Source organism: Acinetobacter bereziniae LMG 1003 = CIP 70.12 (assembly GCF_000368925.1).
GTDB classification, from domain to species: Bacteria; Pseudomonadota; Gammaproteobacteria; order Pseudomonadales; family Moraxellaceae; genus Acinetobacter; species Acinetobacter bereziniae.
Map to the genome: position 1 here is coordinate 2,714,359 of NZ_KB849756.1, position 15,392 is coordinate 2,729,750.

16 protein-coding genes are annotated in these 15,392 nt (G+C 39.5%); 12 read left to right on the forward strand and 4 right to left on the reverse strand.

Annotation, left to right across the window (positions count from 1 at the left end; genetic code table 11):
* Positions 1–81: 81 nt before the first annotated feature.
* Both rpoZ and gmk read right to left on the reverse strand, forming a co-directional pair.
* Positions 82–363 carry a DNA-directed RNA polymerase subunit omega gene (gene rpoZ / locus F938_RS22505; protein ID WP_004718302.1) on the reverse strand — a complete coding sequence of 94 codons (282 nt, stop codon included), beginning with the start codon at positions 361–363 and terminating at the stop codon, positions 82–84.
* A gap of 112 nt (positions 364–475) precedes the next feature.
* Positions 476–1,096: a guanylate kinase gene (gene gmk, locus F938_RS22510; protein WP_005035411.1), complete on the reverse strand. Its 621-nt coding sequence runs from the start codon at positions 1,094–1,096 to the stop codon at positions 476–478.
* A gap of 134 nt (positions 1,097–1,230) precedes the next feature.
* Here gmk and ispH point away from each other — a divergent pair, with 134 nt between their 5' ends.
* The 12 genes from ispH to rplS all read left to right on the forward strand — a co-directional run bounded on the left by ispH (position 1,231) and on the right by rplS (position 12,398).
* Positions 1,231–2,181, forward strand: a complete 951-nt coding sequence (gene ispH, locus F938_RS22515; RefSeq protein WP_005035414.1) for a 4-hydroxy-3-methylbut-2-enyl diphosphate reductase — start codon at positions 1,231–1,233, stop codon at positions 2,179–2,181.
* Between the two features lie 141 nt (positions 2,182–2,322).
* On the forward strand, positions 2,323–2,823 hold the full coding sequence (locus tag F938_RS22520) for a GspH/FimT family pseudopilin (RefSeq protein ID WP_005035416.1): 501 nt from the start codon (positions 2,323–2,325) through the stop codon (positions 2,821–2,823).
* Positions 2,824–3,372, forward strand: coding sequence for a type IV pilus modification protein PilV (gene pilV, locus F938_RS22525; protein ID WP_026040258.1), 549 nt, complete (start codon positions 2,824–2,826; stop codon positions 3,370–3,372). It abuts the gene before it with no gap.
* Entirely contained in the window at positions 3,348–4,364 is a 1,017-nt protein-coding gene (locus F938_RS22530; RefSeq protein ID WP_171067105.1) for a PilW family protein, read from the forward strand. Before pilV ends, F938_RS22530 begins: the two co-directional genes overlap by 25 nt.
* On the forward strand, positions 4,361–5,191 hold the full coding sequence (locus tag F938_RS22535; protein ID WP_005035422.1) for a PilX N-terminal domain-containing pilus assembly protein: 831 nt from the start codon (positions 4,361–4,363) through the stop codon (positions 5,189–5,191). The genes F938_RS22530 and F938_RS22535 overlap by 4 nt, the downstream gene beginning before the upstream one ends.
* Before the next feature lie 15 nt (positions 5,192–5,206).
* Entirely contained in the window at positions 5,207–8,986 is a 3,780-nt protein-coding gene (locus tag F938_RS22540) for a VWA domain-containing protein (RefSeq protein WP_005035424.1), read from the forward strand.
* Positions 8,974–9,573: a type IV pilin protein gene (locus F938_RS22545; RefSeq protein WP_005035426.1), complete on the forward strand. Its 600-nt coding sequence runs from the start codon at positions 8,974–8,976 to the stop codon at positions 9,571–9,573. The genes F938_RS22540 and F938_RS22545 overlap by 13 nt, the downstream gene beginning before the upstream one ends.
* Positions 9,573–10,058 (forward strand): type IV pilin protein, encoded by a 486-nt coding sequence (locus F938_RS22550; protein WP_005035428.1) that lies wholly within the window; start codon positions 9,573–9,575, stop codon positions 10,056–10,058. Before F938_RS22545 ends, F938_RS22550 begins: the two co-directional genes overlap by 1 nt.
* Positions 10,059–10,203: 145 nt before the next feature.
* Entirely contained in the window at positions 10,204–10,461 is a 258-nt protein-coding gene (gene rpsP / locus F938_RS22555; RefSeq protein WP_004826436.1) for a 30S ribosomal protein S16, read from the forward strand.
* A gap of 22 nt (positions 10,462–10,483) precedes the next feature.
* The gene (gene rimM / locus F938_RS22560) at positions 10,484–11,032 is read left to right on the forward strand and encodes a ribosome maturation factor RimM (protein ID WP_005035430.1); all 549 of its coding nucleotides are present in this window, start codon (positions 10,484–10,486) and stop codon (positions 11,030–11,032) included.
* A gap of 40 nt (positions 11,033–11,072) precedes the next feature.
* Positions 11,073–11,822, forward strand: a complete 750-nt coding sequence (gene trmD, locus F938_RS22565; protein WP_005035433.1) for a tRNA (guanosine(37)-N1)-methyltransferase TrmD — start codon at positions 11,073–11,075, stop codon at positions 11,820–11,822.
* Positions 11,823–12,026: 204 nt separating this feature from the next.
* Complete coding sequence (gene rplS / locus F938_RS22570) at positions 12,027–12,398, forward strand: 50S ribosomal protein L19 (protein WP_004826442.1); 372 nt, start codon at positions 12,027–12,029, stop codon at positions 12,396–12,398.
* A gap of 434 nt (positions 12,399–12,832) precedes the next feature.
* Here rplS and F938_RS22580 read toward each other — a convergent pair whose 3' ends face one another.
* Entirely contained in the window at positions 12,833–13,795 is a 963-nt protein-coding gene (locus F938_RS22580; protein WP_005035435.1) for a lipase family alpha/beta hydrolase, read from the reverse strand.
* A 429-nt stretch (positions 13,796–14,224) separates the two neighbouring features.
* Positions 14,225–15,190, reverse strand: coding sequence for a lipase family alpha/beta hydrolase (locus F938_RS22585; protein ID WP_005035437.1), 966 nt, complete (start codon positions 15,188–15,190; stop codon positions 14,225–14,227).
* Between the last annotated feature and the right edge of the window lie 202 nt (positions 15,191–15,392).

Here is a 15,392-nt window from a genome sequence, read left to right on the forward strand (position 1 = left end):
GATCAATAGGCGATTTTTGTTGAGAAGCGACTGCAATAAAAAAGCCTAGTTGAAAAACTAGGCTTTTAGAAAAAGCTGATCTTATTGGAAAGAAAAACCTTCAAGATTAAGATTGTTTGCAGATAAAGCAAGGTCAAGACTTGATGTTTGATAATCTTGATCACGTTGTTTCAAAATATCTTTGGTCACATGACCAATCGCAATCTCACGTAATGCAACAACAGTCGGCTTGTCATTGTCCCACTCAACAGTAGGCTCAATACCTTGACGTGCCAATTGACGCGCGCGTTTGCTTGCCACTAGTACAAGCTCAAAGCGGTTGTCTACATGGTCTAAACAATCTTCAACGGTTACGCGTGCCATAGGAATTCTCGTTTGGATACAAAATTTTTAAATAGACTATGCAGTATAAAATGCTTTCATCACATACTCAAGTTTTAATCGAAGCTTATTGAATAAACTTCAACTCAAAAAATTAACTTTGCGGGGTAATTAGCTTTGTAATCAAAGCTTGATGTCGGTTCGCTTGCTGCTCTATTTTTAAGCGATTGGCGTTGATTACAGATTCTAAGTCATGCAAAGCTTTATTGAAATCATCATTGATAATAATGTATTCAAAATTAACATATTGTTGCATGTCTTCAACAGCACAGCTGAGACGGTGCTCAATTACTTCTACAGAGTCAGTTCCTCGATTTGAAAGACGTTGACGTAAATCAAACTGAGTTGGTGGGAGGATAAAGATTTGTTTAGATTCAGGAAAAAGTTTACGAACTTGTTCAGCACCTTGCCAGTCAATCTCTAAAAGCACATCATGACCTTTAGCCAATTGTTCTTTTACTGTTGCTTGTGCAGTACCATAGTAATTGCCAAACACTTCTGCATATTCGATAAAACCACCTTGATTGACTTGGTCAAGAAAGTCTTCTTTAGACGTAAAATGATAATGAACACCGTCGAGTTCGCCAGGTCGTTGACCACGAGTCGTATGAGAAACAGAAACATGTAAATTGCTTACACGTTCAAGTAGCGCCTTCACGAGAGATGTTTTGCCTGTTCCTGAAGCCGCAGAAACGACAAACAATAAACCCGACATGATATTTTTCCTGATATGATAAAATATCTTCTCTATTTTAGAGTAGAGCGCAGACAAACAAAACAGTTTTTACACATTGTTTGTGTTTAATCGCTAAAATATATCCAACCATTGAAGTGAGCAACGAGGATTTTATGGAAATTGTATTGGCTAATCCACGTGGATTTTGTGCAGGTGTAGATCGTGCAATTGCCATTGTCAATCGTGCACTTGAATGTTTTAACCCGCCGATCTATGTTCGCCATGAAGTGGTGCATAACAAATTTGTGGTGGATGATCTTCGTCAACGTGGTGCAATTTTTGTTGATGAGTTGGATGAAGTTCCAGATGATAATATTGTTATTTTTAGTGCACATGGTGTATCCAAAGCCGTACAACAAGAAGCTGAACGTCGTGGATTAAAAGTGTTTGATGCAACTTGCCCGTTGGTCACTAAAGTCCACATCGAAGTCACCAAATATGCTCGTGAGGGCACAGAAGCAATTCTCATTGGTCATGAAGGTCACCCTGAAGTTGAAGGGACGATGGGACAGTATGACAAAAAAAATGGTGGTGAAATTTATCTGGTTGAAGATGAAGAAGACGTTGCATCATTAAGCGTTAAACATCCTGAAAAAGTCGCATTTGTTACTCAAACCACGTTATCTATTGATGATACAGCCAAAGTCATTGATGCCTTACGTCATAAATTTCCGCATATCCAAGGTCCTCGAAAAGATGATATTTGTTATGCCACTCAAAACCGTCAAGATGCTGTACGAGATTTAGCAACCCAGTGTGATGTAGTGTTGGTGGTAGGCTCTCCAAACTCCTCTAATTCAAATCGTTTACGTGAGTTGGCAGAGCGAATGGGGAAACATGCTTATTTGGTGGATAATGCGGACGAGTTGCAACAAGCATGGTTTAGTCCTGAGCATAAAATTGGGGTGACTGCAGGAGCTTCTGCACCAGAGATTTTGATTAAGCAGGTCATCCAGCGTTTGCAGGACTGGGGTGCAACAGCACCACAAGAACTCAACGGTCGTGAGGAAAATATCACATTTAGCTTGCCAAAAGAGTTACGGATTCATGTAACTCAAGCATAAAGATAAGTCTTAATTTTTAAGCAGATAGCTGAATATTTCAGTTATCTGCTTTTTTATGCCTTTTATCCAACTTGTATTGGTTTTGTAAGTGTTTAAGTTATGATTTTAAATAGGGTAAAGTTTTGTTGTGATGGAGTTGTAATGCGAAATAATCGGGGATTCACCTTAATTGAGTTGATGGTGACGATAGCTGTTTTCGCTGTTATTGTTATGATGGCTGCACCCTCATTTAATAAGTTAATTGTCAATCAAAAACTAACTAGCAGTACGCGAGGATTGATCAATGCTTTTAATTTGGCTAAATCTCAAGCCGCAATTTTAAAAAGAGCTGTTGCAGTTTGTCCAAATAAAACGATTGCTGGGGCAAGTTATACTAAATTGGATTGCGCAACATCAGCAATCCCAAACTTTGCAACAATTACAAATGCTATAGAAAAGCAAGATGTGTTAGATAACAGAGTGATTTTAGTACAAATAGATCCAAAAGTAGAATTGAAATCAGGCAGTGTAACGAATGTTGTGTTTAATGAGGTGGGGTCTAGTGGAGCATCGAAAAATATAATTCTATGTGCAGGCAATAATTCAAGAACAATTACAGTTTTGCAACTTGGTAATGTGACGCAAACGACGGGAACTTGTTAAATGATAATAATAAATAATCAAAAGGGTGTGGGGTTAATGGAAGTTCTTGTTGCGCTTTTGTTGCTAGCGATAGGTGTGCTTGGTTATTCAGCATTGCAACTAAGAGCAATAGATGCATCTTCTGAAGCTTTATACCGTTCTCAAGGTATGCTAATTCTTCGCGGTATCGCTGATAATATTCGTGCAAATCCAGCTGGTCAGAGTAATTATCCTACTGCAGTGAGAAGCTATACTTCATCTACAACTGCACCTACAGCCCCAACCGTCAATTGTTTTAATGTCGCTGAAGCACAAAGATGTACTCCAGCACAGATGGCTACTTATGATGCTTACCTTGCTGAAAAAGCAGCTTTTGATTTGGGTATGCATATCACTATGGATGACTGTCCAGGTGTGGCGGCTGCACCTGTGAAACGACAATGTTTGTTTATTGCTTGGGATGATACGACTTTAACGGCTACAGCTACAGCTGCAAATATTAGTAATTGTATGTCTGACGCTGGAGTGTATGTGTCGGGTTCAAAATGTCTCATGATGGAGGCATACTAGTGAAATATAAAAATAATTTGCATGCCCGGAAAGGATTTACACTTTTAGAGTTGATCGTTGCAATAGCAATTGGACTCATCATTGCCGCTGCAGCGATGCAACTTTTTATAGGTGGGTTTTTGACATCACGAATGCAGGAAGCAAATGCAGAATTACAAAACAGTGGTATCTTTGGTTTAGATTATATGACCCGAGATATTCGCCTTGCCAATTTTGGTAATACTCGTCCTGATTTAAACGATCAGACACCTCTTGGTGGAATTATTTTAACGGCAAGAGATGCTGTAGATACAAATACAAATATTACATTTCCATCTTCGGCACCATTTATTTCTAAAGGTTTATTAAGCCATAGCAAAGGTAATCAGGAAGATGTTAGTGGGGTCAAAAATGAGTGGCAAGGTCTATCTAACGTAAACCAAACTAGTGATCAGTTGACGATTCAATTTGTAGCCCCAAATGAAATGGTGAATTGTGAGGGGAATAACGTTCAAGAAGGCGATTATGTGATTCAACGTTATTTCTTAAGACAAGATCCTGCTGATGCGAGTTCTGGAAATAATTTTGCTCTGGCTTGTGATGCGAATACGCCAACAGCTTCAGGAGTAACTCCAGTTGCAAACCCGAGTACAATTTCAGGGTTTGGCGATGCTGGACAAGTGATTATGCCGCGAGTTGATCATTTTGTTGTGCAATTGGGGGTGAGGGACAGTAATAATCGTCTTGCATATTATTCAATCAATCAATATAGAGCTGAAGCCAGCAAGGCAAGAGCAAAAACGCCTGCTGTTGTTCCTCCACGAATTGTTGCTGTAAAAATAGCAGTATTAGTACGCTCCATGGATGATACGAAAAATCAGAATATTGATTTGTCAAAAACTATATCAGTTTTAAATCAAGATATTACATTGAAGGATACATCGACTTTATATGCGCGTCGAGTATATTCAACGACAGTTGCCTTACGTAATGGTTTGGGAGTTCCTAAATGAAAAATAATTTAACAGCAAGAGGGGCATTACGACATCAAAAAGGTGCAACATTAATTGTCGTGTTGATTATGTTGTTACTTGTCACAATTCTTGGTGTTTGGGGGATTCGCACTGCCATGACATCGTTAAATATTGCAACAAATAGCCAAGTTGGACAATTATTGTCGCAAACAGGTGATACACCAAGCAATTATTTTTTGAATACTTCTGATTATAATGATTTAACAAGAATTACAACTGCTGTCGGTCAAGCAATTACATTACACAAAGAAAGGCCAGGAAGAGAAGTCATATTTTGTTATAAGCCAACCTCAAAAGAGATTATAGATACTGCTTTTGATACAACAGTTTTGGTGCCTCCTCAACAATCAGCAAATGATGATACAAAAGCAACAATAGATTCTGTTTATTCAAACCGCGGCGGATTTTGTGATTTAACCAAAGATTTTGGTAGTTCACGTGAAGCTGTTGTGACTCAAGTTGCGGTTAAAATTATCTCAGAGCCAGGTGCTATTGGTGCTGACTTAGAGCGAGGAACGAATCAAGCAGAAGGCGCCACTGAAACTAAAGATAAGGTCGATGCGAAGGTTCGTGTCACAACTACAGCAATCATGCCTAGTTTTGCGCATTCCAACATATCAGATATTCAAAATGACTGTATTGGTAGTGCAGGAACTGTGGGCTATATCAACGATAACTTAGGTACAGAATTGCAAGGTAAAAAAACCGTAGCAGATTGTTTAACTAATTACGGTGTTCCTATTAGCACGCAAGTTCAAGAGTTTGAGATGCGATCTCGTGATATTCAAATTGAAGCACCAATGTAAATTGGGAGAATGAAAATGAAAAAACAGAGAAATTGGTTCATTACTGAATTAAAACTGACTCAATTAAGTCGAGGTGTTTCATTTGTCGCTGGTTTTGTGGGGACAACATTAATCGCATCCTCTGTTGTACAGGCAAGTGATTTACAGATTTATGCAACACCAACAGCTGGGAAAAAAACCATTGTCATGATGTTGGATACATCAGGAAGTATGAGCGGTGGAGACTCTGGTCAATCAGGGTCAAGATTAACGCGTTTAAAAAATGGTATGAACACCTTTTTAGACAGTAATAATCCGATTTTAACCGATGTACGTGTTGGATTAGGACATTATTCTGTAAATGGTGATGGTAAAACAGCAAGAATTTTGGTTGAGGCAAATGCTTTAGGAACTGTAAATTCGAGTCAACGTCAGGCATTGAAGAAAGCTGTTGCTGGTTTATCTGCTTCAGGAAATACACCTACAGCTCATGCGTTTGCGGAAGCAGCTGCGTACTTAATGGGGACAAGTCCCGCTTTAAAGCTTAATAATGCCGAAGTATATTTTAGATATGGTGGAAGTAATTCATCATATTGGGCGAGCTGTTTATCATGGAATAGTGCTAAGACATCATGTACAAGTTGGGGTGGAACGTCTACATCGACACGGAATACAACAGGTTTGAGCTCACAAAGCTGTACGAAATATATTGATGACCAAGGGCGAAGTTATTCAGGTACTTGTTATTCAGGGAGCGAAGTAATTCTTTCATTGAGTGGTTTTAATAACTCAGCAAGTAGCACAAAAAATGGAAATCAATATCTCTCTCCTCTACCTCCAGTTGATGAGCGAGTAAGTTGTGATGGGCAAGGTGTTTATATTTTGTCGGATGGTGAGGCAAATGGTTCAAGTCCATCTGAAGCAACATCTATTATGTCGGTAGTTTTAGATGATAATGGAACTAACTTCTCTTGCCCATCTAATGGATTAAATACTGGATCAGCTGCTTCTTGGCATTGTATGGGGGAATTTGCCAAAAGACTGTTTGATAAAACAAGCAATCCTGCTCAAGTTTCTATTCAAACAGCATTTGTCGGTTTTGGCAGTGACTTTAATAGTTTATCACAGACGCATGTTCAGCAAGCATGTAAACTGAGCTCGCGCACCCAAGCAGATCGTACAGGTGATGATGCTTGCTCACCAGGAAATGGTTCTGTTTCAGTTACGTCTCCAGGTTATGGTAATGGAGGTTTTTTTACGACTCAGTCCGCTCAAGGTGTAACAGATAGTGTTGTTGCATTTATTAATAACTTGGGTAAAGCACCTCTAGAACCCTTAACGACTGGTGCGATTTCTGTTCCAGTGGATAATTTAAACCCTTCTGGACTCCAACCTTATGGATATTTACGAGGACTTGAACCTAATCCCCAATCTTCAGATCTTATTTGGGCGGGGAACTTAAAAAAATACCAAGTCATTCAAACAGGGAGTAATGCCGGTGCATTTGCGGCTATTGGATCAAAACTTGTGTATGACAAACAAGGTGGTTTTAATACAGGAACACGTGATTTGTGGAATAGTTCAAATGTGTATAGTGGCAAGGTTTATAATGATGGAGGGGTAATTCGCTTGGGTGGAGCTTATTCTAAAGTTCCTATGCCAATACTTGGTCAAACAGAAAATCTTGCGATTGATCCTCCGCAATATGCTTATACAGCTAATCCAAATGCTTTACGTAATTTATTTACAGATGTTCAGTCTACTGGTGGGGCAAATTTAACCAATGCCGGCAAAAATGCAAATCTGATTAAGGTGCCTGGTGGTGGTATACCAACGAGTGGAGCGGCAAACTATGTGTTGGATCAATTTAAAAACCAAACAACTTTAAAAGACTTTCCTGTTTTAACCAAAATAAAATTATTAAACTATCTTGGTTTTAGTGTGCCATACGATGAAACAGCTACAACACTACCTACTTCATTGCAAACACCGAATTCGCCTTTCTTAGCTATGGGAGGCAGTATCCATTCACTTCCTGTTCAATTGACCTATTCTGGAACATTAGATGAAACTGGTAATTTAACTTCTACACGTAGTCAATCCGTTTTATATGGCACTATGGATGGTGGATTACATATTGTGGATGGCTCAACTGGAGCTGAACAAATGGCTTTTATTCCAGCAGAGCTCCTAAGAAGTGATACAGGTTCAAAAGCTTTAATTAAAGGGCAGACAGATACAAATGCCCCAGTTTCAGGGACAGATGGTGCTTGGATATCCGATTCCACTTATCAGACTCAACGTGGTTCTGGATCAAACTCAAGTGCTGTTAAAGCGCTGTCAATGAATATCTATGGTGGAATGCGGATGGGGGGATCAAGCTATTATGCTTTGGATGTCTTGAACCCCTCTTCTCCAAAACTGAAATTTAGACTGGGCGCAGACGTTACTGGATTTGGGCGTATTGGTCAGTCTTGGTCCAAACCTGTACTTGCCAATGTCAGATATAATGGTGTTAATAAACGAGTGATGATTGTGGGAGGGGGGTATGACCAGTGTTATGAAAACCCTCAATTTGAACTAGGCAAGGCCGTGTCTAACGCAGACTTCCCTGATACTAGTTGTGATAAGAAAATACAAGCACAAGGTAATGCCGTCTATATGGTTGATGCAAATGATGGGACTTTGATCTGGTCAGCAACATATGGAGCGAATTCAACTGACGACAAAAAGTATCTAAAGCATAGCATTGTTAGTCGTATCAGTGCGATAGATCGTGATGGAGATGGTTTGGTTGATAACTTGTATTTTGGGGATTTAGGCGGACAGGTTTTCCGAGCAGATTTAGATAATTATCAAACTAAATCAGGATCAGCTTACAGTAACTTTGGTGTTAGAGTGAGTCGAATTGCGAATCTTGCAACTAATGATTCTTTGAATAATAAAGATTGGGACTATACTGGCAGTAAAGCACCTAGATTCTATGAAGCTCCAACTTTAACTATCCATGACGAAGGTGCAAATACTTTTCTTGTTGTTGGTTTAGCATCAGGAAATAGAAGTACACCGCTCGATGTTGTTCCAACAGTAGGACGAGAAAAGTTATTACCTACGACAGCGTTATCTGGGCGACCTGTTAATAATGTATACGGTCTGATTGATCGAGACTTCATTGAACCCAATTTAATGAAATCAACATATTCAGTTAAGACGAGTAGTCTAAGCTTAGATCTACTACAGAAAAACCCTCAATTGCTTACAGGTAAAATTGCAAATGCCTTTTTTGGAACAGGTAATTTAAAACAAGGTTGGTATCGTTCATTATCAAGTATGAGCAATGGTACGGAACGAGGTGGGACCGCTTTTCGCGTTGCTGGTGGAATGAAAGCCTATGAAGAACCATTTGCAATTACAGGTAATTTAATTATTCCTGTTTATGATCCACAAGGTACAGGTATTTCTGGGCAAGATCCATGTAAACCGCGTGTAGTCGGTGAAACCGATCGTCAAGTATTTTGTTTACCTTATGGTGCATGCTTAAAAACAGATGGTACTGTGGATGGGGGGGCAGCTGGGCAAGAGTCAAAAACAGGCTTCCAAACCACGACAACGGGTTGCCCTGCTGGTGTTTCTGAGTGTAATGATAATGTCATAGGTACTGGTATTCGAGGTCTAGCAATGGCACCGATTACAAGTTCTACGCCAAATAGTGCTTGCTCAGATAAAACTTTGGCGGGAAATGAAAAAGGGACTGGTAAATGGGCTTGTCAGCAAATCATTAATCCAACTAGATGGTACGATAAATGGCTCAAATAAAATCTTTTATCAACCCTTCAGCTTTTTTTAGAACTTGCCATTATGCAAGTTCTAAAAAAAATAATCAGATCGGATTTACCTTGATCGAATTGATGGTTGTAATCATCATAATTACGATTTTTACGATAATTGCAATTCCTTCATATCAAGAATATGCAAGAAGAGCAGATGCGTCTGCAGCTGAGCAAGAAATTCAGAAAATAACTGAACAAATGGAAAAACATAAAGCTCGAAACTTTACTTATAGATGTTTTGATCCTAAGTATATATATGGAGAGACTGTGAGTACCAGTGGCAGTAATCGTTGTCACAATGATAGCGCTCTGACGAGTATCGTTTTACCAACTGGGGCAACGGGTACAAATATCAAATATACAATTATGATTAAGGATTTAAATGATACCAATCTGGATCTTACGGATAATGATGCTTTAGGGCGTAATTATGCAATAAAGGCTGTTTCTAATTCAGATAAAAACTATACGTATTTATTAACAAGTACAGGCATTCGTTGTAAAAACAAAACAAAAGCTAATGTCGATTATACTTCATGTGGTACCACTGCGACGGGTATGGAGAGTTGGTGATGATTAGTAAAAAAGGTTTTACATTGATTGAACTCATGATTGTGGTAGCAATCATTGCTATTTTAGCTGCGATTGCATATCCATCTTATCAGCAGTATGTAAAAAAAACTAAACGTACTGATATGCAGACGGCTATGATTCAAATTGCTCGAAATTTAGCAAATTATAAAATGGCGAATAATAATTTTTCAGGTCTTGTTTTAACTAATAGTCAGATATTTGGAGGTACGGTATACCCAAAAAGTGGTCCAGCACTTTATGATCTGAAATTAACTGATATAGGTGGGACAAATGCATTATCCGCTAGTGGAGCTAATGTAAACACATGGCTTCTTGTTGCTACGCCAAAGTCATCAGGTCAACAATATGAGGATGGACATATTGTGTTAAATTCCCGCGGAGAGAAATGTTGGACGAAAGGTTCAGATAAGAATAACGGTACGCCATGCACCCCGTCTGCAACCACAAACTGGGACGGTAGATAAAATTTAAATTCAAAATTGTGGATAAATAAAAATTGATCTTTCTTTCATAGACAAGATAACGTAAAATACTGCCCTCTATGAAAGGGGTTTGAAATGTATCGATGGTCGGTGCAAGGATAATCCGTAAAAACTATAAGGTTCTATCATGGTTGTAATTCGTCTAGCACGCGGTGGTGCTAAAAAACGTCCGTTCTATCAAATCATTGTAACTGATAGCCGTAATGCACGTGACGGTCGTTTCATCGAACGTATTGGTTTCTTTAACCCTACAGCTCAAGGTAAAGCAGAAAAACTTCGTTTAGATGCTGACCGTTTTGCTCACTGGGTTTCACAAGGTGCTCAACCTTCTGAACGTGTTGCTTCTTTAGCTGCTCAAGCGAAGAAAGCTGCAGCTGCTGCATAATTTATTCAGCAGTAGGTAGCCCATGACACCAACACAGAATGTGCCCGAAGATCGTATTCAGATTGGACAGCTACGTTCAGCATATGGATTAAATGGGTGGCTCTGGGTCTATTCCAATACTGAACCCATGAGCAACATTTTTGACTACCTGCCTTGGTACATAGAAACCAAAGCAGGTTGGCAAATTATCGATGTAAAACGTTGGAAACCACATGGCAAAGGTCTTGTTGTTGCGCTAAAAGGTGTGATTGATCGCACCGCAGCAGACAATTTGGTTGGCGCTAATATCTGGATTTCAAAGTCGCAACTGCCTCAACCGGGTGTGGATGAGTACTATTGGTCTGATTTAAAAGGTCTAACAGTGTTAGGTTTGAATGATGAAGAGCAAGAAGTAAATCTCGGTAAAATCCATGAACTGTTTGAAACAGGTGCCAATGATGTAATGGTTGTTCGTGCAACAGCAGATAGCATCGATGGTGAAGAGCGAATGATTCCATGGCATAAAGATGTGGTACAACGCGTTGATCTCGAAGCTGGTCGTATCTACGTGAATTGGGGCGTGGATTATTAATCCTTAGGATTGGCACAGCAGGAAAATAGAGGAGTCTGCGGTGTTTTTTGCAGTCATTACGCTTTTTCCTGAAATGTTTGAAGCGATTACAGCGTACGGCATTAGCGGACGCGCGGTGAAACGTGACATTGTACAAGTTCATTGTATCAATCCACGAGAATTTGCCGAGGGCAACTACAAAAGAGTGGATGAACGTCCATTTGGTGGTGGTCCAGGTATGGTGATGATGGCTGAGCCTTTGGCAAAAGCAATACACCATGCCAAACAGCTTGCAAAGCAAGCAGGAGCAGTTCATGTCCCTGTGGTGTATATGTCTCCACAAGGTAAAACCCTAAATGAACCTGCGGTACAGCAATTTATTCATTATGACGGATTGATTGTACTGTGTGGACGTTATGAGGGGGTCGATGAACGTTTGATCCAAAAATATGTAGATCAGGAATGGTCGATTGGAGATTACGTATTGTCGGGTGGTGAATTACCTGCGATGGTTCTATTAGACAGTGTGATTCGACGTTTGCCGAATACCATGTCAGATGAACAGTCAGCAGTGCAAGATTCATTTGTGGACGGTCTACTCGATTGCCCACAATATACCAAGCCAGACCATTTTGAAGGTTTGGATGTTCCTGATATTTTAAAGTCAGGTCATCACGCAAATATTGAAAAATGGCGGTTTTTGCAACGCTATCAACGCACTTTGGAACGTCGCCCTGAGTTGGTGGAAAAAGTTGAGTTGACCAAGCAGCAAAAGAAATGGCTAAAAGATCAGCAAGACTCAGCAAAATGATGCTTGGTTCGAGCACAAGATTGAGAAGCAATGCTTCAACAAATTGATATTTAGCCTTGGTTAAATGTCTTTTATAGGCTCCTTAAACTCTCTCATATTTGAGTGAGGCTAAGGGGAAAGATAAACGGGTTGATATGCGATTTAGCCTCTGTCCCCAGCGGTTGTACAGACCTCTTCTGTTCCGCAAAATCGGAGATTCCCACAATGAGTGGTAAACATCCTTTAGTTCAAGCAATTGAAAACCAACAGTTAAAAACTGACATCCCTGCTTTTGCTCCTGGTGACACAGTTGTTGTCCAAGTAAAAGTAAAAGAAGGTGACCGTGAGCGTCTTCAGGCGTTTGAAGGTGTGGTGATTGCGAAGAAAAACCGTGGTTTGAACTCAGCGTTCACAGTACGTAAAATTTCTAGCGGTGTTGGTGTTGAGCGTGTATTCCAAACTCACTCTCCAATCGTTGCTAAAATCGAAGTGAAACGTCGTGGTGACGTTCGTCGTGCTAAGCTTTATTACCTACGCGAATTGTCTGGTAAAGCTGCACGTATTCGTGAGAAATTACCAGCGCGTAAACAAGGTTAATTTTAACTTTGCTTTACAGCTAAAAATGCGCCTTATTGGGCGCATTTTTTATGACTCATTGATGAATGAAAATAGTATATAGTCAACCTGTTGAAAAATGCACACAGTAAAATATCATTTTTCTTGATCAATAAAATCAAAGTGATCAATAGATTGCTTGAAGATCTAAAGCTTGCACTGTCACGTTTTAGATCTAAAGTTTTAATTGATTTGCGTTGGCGATGTCTTACTTTTTAGAGACGAAAAGTAACAAAAATCCTTTGTTTGACAGGGATCTTGCGCTGCAAACAAAGCAGTGCTTTGTTTTTGCTCATATCGTCCTTGACCGATGGCGGCATCCATGCCGCCAACGGCGATAGCGATGTCAGGTAAAATCTGCTGATGAAAAAGCAAAGACTATTTCAGTTATATTAAGTCAATAAGATTGATTGCTATTATAATCCTTGTAATTTTAAACGGTTGGCTTGTTCACGATAGACTTGTACTGGATCAGGTGCAAAGATTGCACGCAAGCCTAAAACCTGATTGACTTCATCCAAATGATTCCAACGATAATCATCACGAATCGTTTTACCAAATTTGGCACTACAGCGAGAGACAAGTCCATCATTGGTTTCAGGAATATTGCGACTGGTGCTGAGTAAGAATGCATCCGTTAAATCTGCAAGATTTGTTAAAACAGCACTTCCTGTGAAAGAATAAAAATAAATGCCTTTTTCCTGATATGCACCTTCTCCACATGTTGTTGTCGGAACGCCCATTGGAAATTGATGATTGAAAAGAGCAGAGCCTTCGGTGCTTAAACTTTTTGAACCTGCCAATGCATCATGCGGAAACTCTTTGGGATCAAAGCCCTTAGACCAAACAATCATATTGGAAATAAAATTAACCATGTTGACCAATGGACCTTCAGCTGGAGTGCCTTCTGCTCGTAAAATCACATCCGAAAGTGGACTCCCTTTGTTTGGGGAGCCAACAGCTGTTACCGAAGCAACGTTGTTCGGCATCACTCCGGCAACATAACGTGCAGTGGGACCACCATGTGAGTGACCAATGAGGTTGATTTTTGTTTGTCCTGTAATGGCGAGGATATCTTCAACTTGTTGTACCAATTGTTCACCTCTAACTTCTGTTGAGTTAAATGGTGAAACACGTGTGACCCATGTATTTGCACCATTACGTGCTAAGTCAGGTGCAATTTGGTACCAGTAGTCTTGTCCTGAAGCATTGTCTGAACGAATAAATCCAGCCATGCCATGTACCAATACAATAGGATATTTAGTTTTAGCATAAGTTGATGTTGTTTGACTTGTGGTGATTTGCTGAGCATTAGACGCATACACACTGGGTACTAAACAAGCCAAGATTAGACTTGCCATCAATGATCCATATTTCATGGGGAAGCTCCATTTAAAATTGTTATTTATTATTGATTCACTTCTAAGTGAAATTTAAAAATATCAAAATTGTCATGAATTACGAGCGGAAAAGTATGAAAAACAACCTTAAATGTAATATTTTATTTCGTAAAAATGTTTATTCAGTGTTAAATTCATAAAAGCCATTGAAATTTATGGAAAACTTAAAACTAGATCAAAGAATATTCATACAAGTGATTTGATTTCAATCATTCATATCCAATGCGCTTTATGTTTTATAAAAATTGTTAGAAGCTTTGGTGATTGGTTTATTTTGCACTTTTGGATCATAGAAGGTCTTTTAATTGTGAGGCGACATGGATGTTGTTATGTTGAGTGAAGGGATATGAGCAAAACCAAAAGCCATATTGTAAAAGAGATACAATATGGCTAATTTAAGTTGAGAACTTATAAACCTTGTACTTTCAAACGGTTGGCATGTTCACGATAGACTTGTACTGGGTCTGGCGCAAAGAGTGCGCGTAAACCTAAAATTTGATTGATTTCGTCCAAATGATTCCAGCGGTAATTATCTCGAATAGTTCTACCGAATTTTGCACTACAACGTGACACTAAACCATCATTATCATGACCGAGGTTGATCAATAAGCTTGTACCAAGTAGTGCTGAATCCAAGTCTAAAAGATTGGTGACGACTGAATTGCCTGTAAATGAAAAAAATTGAATGCCTTTTTCTTGGTAAGCACCTTCGCTACATGCAGTAGCGCCGACGCCCATTGGAAATTTACGATTAAATAAAACTGAGCCTTCGGTCGTAACACTTTTTCCACTGGCTAATGCATCATGAGGGAAGCTTTTTGGATCTAAGCCTTGCGCCCAAACAATGGTTTTCGAGAATAAATTGACAAGACTGACAACGGGTCCTTCAAGAACTGTACCCTCTGCACTCAAAATGACATCTGCAACTGGGCTGCCTCTTTGTGGTGAACCAATCGCGGTCACGGATGCAACGCGAGTAGGCATGACACCCGCAACATAGCGACTGGTTGGACCACCATGAGAATGACCGACTAAATTGACCTTTTGGCTACCTGTGATGGCTAAAATCTCTTCTACTTGTTGAGCCAGTTGTTCGCCACGCACTTCGGTTGAATTAAACGGTGATACACGTGTCGCCCATGTGCTTGCGCCGTTTCGTGCCAAATTAGGTAAAATTTGATACCAGTAATCGAGTCCTAAAACATCACCAACCCGAATAAATCCTGCCATACCATGAGCAAATACAATTGGGTATTTGGTTTCTGCATAATCAGAACTTACTTTTGTTGCAGTGACTTGTTGTGCATTGGATGCATGTGTCGTGGATAAAGTACATGCGAGAAATAGACCTGTGATCAGATGTCCATATTTCATCATAAATCTCCGTTGGTTTTATTATTGAGGGTTTTTTGGTATGTATCGTTTTTTAACCTAGCAAAGCTGAAGTGAGGTTATCGATGAAATTTGGATGAAAAACAACCTAAACTGTAACTTAATATTTTATTTCTTGGTAAAAAATGAATTGATGTGTTGCCATAACCGTCTTATGGCAACAGGAGTTGAGGGCTTTATTTTT

What these genes read in the sequence shown, in the direction of transcription:
- rimM (WP_005035430.1), top strand. Translation starts at nt 10,484, where the DNA reads ATGACACCAACACAGAATGTGCCCGAAGATCGTATTCAGATTGGACAG.
- rplS (WP_004826442.1), top strand. Translation starts at nt 12,027, where the DNA reads ATGAGTGGTAAACATCCTTTAGTTCAAGCAATTGAAAACCAACAGTTA.
- pilV (WP_026040258.1), top strand. Translation starts at nt 2,824, where the DNA reads ATGATAATAATAAATAATCAAAAGGGTGTGGGGTTAATGGAAGTTCTT.
- F938_RS22535 (WP_005035422.1), top strand. Translation starts at nt 4,361, where the DNA reads ATGAAAAATAATTTAACAGCAAGAGGGGCATTACGACATCAAAAAGGT.
- F938_RS22580 (WP_005035435.1), bottom strand. Translation starts at nt 13,795, where the DNA reads ATGAAATATGGATCATTGATGGCAAGTCTAATCTTGGCTTGTTTAGTA.
- ispH (WP_005035414.1), top strand. Translation starts at nt 1,231, where the DNA reads ATGGAAATTGTATTGGCTAATCCACGTGGATTTTGTGCAGGTGTAGAT.
- rpsP (WP_004826436.1), top strand. Translation starts at nt 10,204, where the DNA reads ATGGTTGTAATTCGTCTAGCACGCGGTGGTGCTAAAAAACGTCCGTTC.
- F938_RS22545 (WP_005035426.1), top strand. Translation starts at nt 8,974, where the DNA reads ATGGCTCAAATAAAATCTTTTATCAACCCTTCAGCTTTTTTTAGAACT.
- F938_RS22520 (WP_005035416.1), top strand. Translation starts at nt 2,323, where the DNA reads ATGCGAAATAATCGGGGATTCACCTTAATTGAGTTGATGGTGACGATA.
- F938_RS22585 (WP_005035437.1), bottom strand. Translation starts at nt 15,190, where the DNA reads ATGAAATATGGACATCTGATCACAGGTCTATTTCTCGCATGTACTTTA.
- rpoZ (WP_004718302.1), bottom strand. Translation starts at nt 363, where the DNA reads ATGGCACGCGTAACCGTTGAAGATTGTTTAGACCATGTAGACAACCGC.
- F938_RS22550 (WP_005035428.1), top strand. Translation starts at nt 9,573, where the DNA reads ATGATTAGTAAAAAAGGTTTTACATTGATTGAACTCATGATTGTGGTA.
- F938_RS22540 (WP_005035424.1), top strand. Translation starts at nt 5,207, where the DNA reads ATGAAAAAACAGAGAAATTGGTTCATTACTGAATTAAAACTGACTCAA.
- F938_RS22530 (WP_171067105.1), top strand. Translation starts at nt 3,348, where the DNA reads ATGTCTCATGATGGAGGCATACTAGTGAAATATAAAAATAATTTGCAT.
- gmk (WP_005035411.1), bottom strand. Translation starts at nt 1,096, where the DNA reads ATGTCGGGTTTATTGTTTGTCGTTTCTGCGGCTTCAGGAACAGGCAAA.